Source organism: Robiginitalea sp., from assembly GCF_049588695.1.
Taxonomy (GTDB): Bacteria; Bacteroidota; Bacteroidia; order Flavobacteriales; family Flavobacteriaceae; genus Robiginitalea.
The window spans coordinates 1-1,894 of the sequence record NZ_JBAVZJ010000135.1 but is presented as its reverse complement, the minus strand read 5'-3'; the positions used below and the strand labels follow the sequence as shown (position 1 = coordinate 1,894).

2 protein-coding genes are annotated in these 1,894 nt (G+C 46.3%); one reads left to right on the top strand and one right to left on the bottom strand.

The genetic code is table 11. The features are described from left to right. A partial coding sequence (locus tag WBV75_RS03015; protein WP_424119177.1) for an SDR family NAD(P)-dependent oxidoreductase occupies positions 1-118 on the bottom strand: 118 nt, incomplete at its 3' end. Positions 119-333: 215 nt separating this feature from the next. Here WBV75_RS03015 and WBV75_RS03010 point away from each other — a divergent pair. Beyond that, positions 334-1,359: a 2-hydroxyacid dehydrogenase gene (locus tag WBV75_RS03010; RefSeq protein WP_424119176.1), complete on the top strand. Its 1,026-nt coding sequence runs from the start codon at positions 334-336 to the stop codon at positions 1,357-1,359. The last annotated feature ends 535 nt before the right edge of the window (positions 1,360-1,894 follow it).

Here is a 1,894-nt window from a genome sequence, read left to right as displayed (position 1 = left end):
CCTTTTCCTCGTTCCGGCTCAAGATCAGCACATTAGCCCCTTCCTCTGCTAAGGCCCGGGCGGTTTCAAACCCAATTCCGGAATTCCCCCCGGTGACCACACAATTTTTTCCTTTCATATCTCAGCGTATTCGCCTTTTAGATGTAAAAACTGGTCGAAAGTTACTCATATGAATCCATTGATGAAAGTGCCTGACAGGAAGAGTACTCAGAAGTCCACCCACCGGGATTGACGGACCTTTCTTTATGGGAATGCTAAATCACTTACAAGCTACGGCTGCAAAGTATTCAAGGCGTATCTTTGTAAAATTCAACCCGGAGGTTGGATAAATCAATGTCTTCTATTAGTCCCAGGAATCCTATGAAAATAGCCTTCTTCTCCTACAAGTCCTATGATAAGGAATGGTTTGATAAGCATCTGGGGGATACCGGATTTGAAATTGACTATTTCAGGGTCCGCCTGGTCGCCGAAACCGCCCAATATGCCAAGGGGAGCGATGTAATCTGCGCCTTCGTGAACGACGATCTCAGTGGGCCTGTCATTGAGGAACTTGCCGGATACGGGATAAAGATGATTGCCCTGCGCTGTGCGGGGTTTAACAACGTGGACCTGGAGACTGCCGACAGGCTCGGGATCCCGGTGTACCGGGTGCCGGAATATTCTCCGCATGCGGTGGCCGAGCACGCCGTAGCCCTGATCCTGGCCCTGAACCGTAAAACCCATAAGGCCTATAACCGCGTCCGGGACGGGAATTTCTCCCTCTCCAGGATGGTGGGGTTCAATTTACATGGAAAGACAGTCGGTGTGCTGGGCACAGGGAAAATCGGAAGGGTCTTTGCCGAGCTGATGCGGGGATTTGGTTGCAGGGTCCTGTTGTACGACAAATTCCCAAATACAGAAATGGAAGATAAGGGATACTCTTATGTGGATCTGAGTACCCTGCTGAAGGAATCTGATATCCTGTCCCTGCACGTACCCCTGCTCCCGGAGACGGCCCAAATTATCAATAGCGGGACACTGAAAATGATGAAAGACGGGGCCATGCTGATCAATACAAGCCGGGGTGGGTTGATAAATACAGAACACGCTCTGAAGGCCCTGCAAAGCCGGAAACTGGGCTATTTGGGCATTGACGTTTACGAACAGGAGGAGGGGGTCTTTTTCCAGAACCTACAGGAACAGATCATCGATGATAATACCCTCGCACTCCTCATGGCATTTCCCAACGTAATGGTCACGGCCCACCAGGCCTTTTTTACCCGGGAAGCCCTGGATGAAATAACCCGAATCACCCTGCAGAACATCGAGGACTTTTCGAAAGGCGTGGATAATGAAAACCGGATAGAACTCCCTGAATAAGGGATTCAAGCTACTGTTTAGCTTCAAATTAAACCATAGACATCTTCAATAGTTAAAAAGATATTAAATAGATGCTGTTTATAGTTAATCTTCTCTAAAGGTGTGAAACCTTTTGGGTATTCTTACGTCTAAGGAATAGGTGAGAGCAAAGGAGCCTATTGCTCCTGTCACCCAGAAAAAAAGAAATAACTATGAGCAATAACAACGATCAAAAAAATGTAATTAAGGCTGTCTTTAAAAGAATCCCAACACGCAGAGCAAGTTGGTTGAATTATCGAAGACATACCGCGCTTAAGCTCATTCGCTTTTCCTAGAGCGCAAATAGTCTTAAGTTATTTATTGTCTAATCTAAAAGAGGGCCTTGGCCCTCTTTTTTTTCTTTTACTCCCAAATCGGGCAATCTCAAATTACCGATCTCCACAAACTGAGTGAGGTAATGATTATAGTGTATTATAGTTCACTATCAATTCGCATTGATTACCTGACCAGAACCGGAGATATTGGCTTCTATTGTTGGAATCCCTTTGTAATAGAC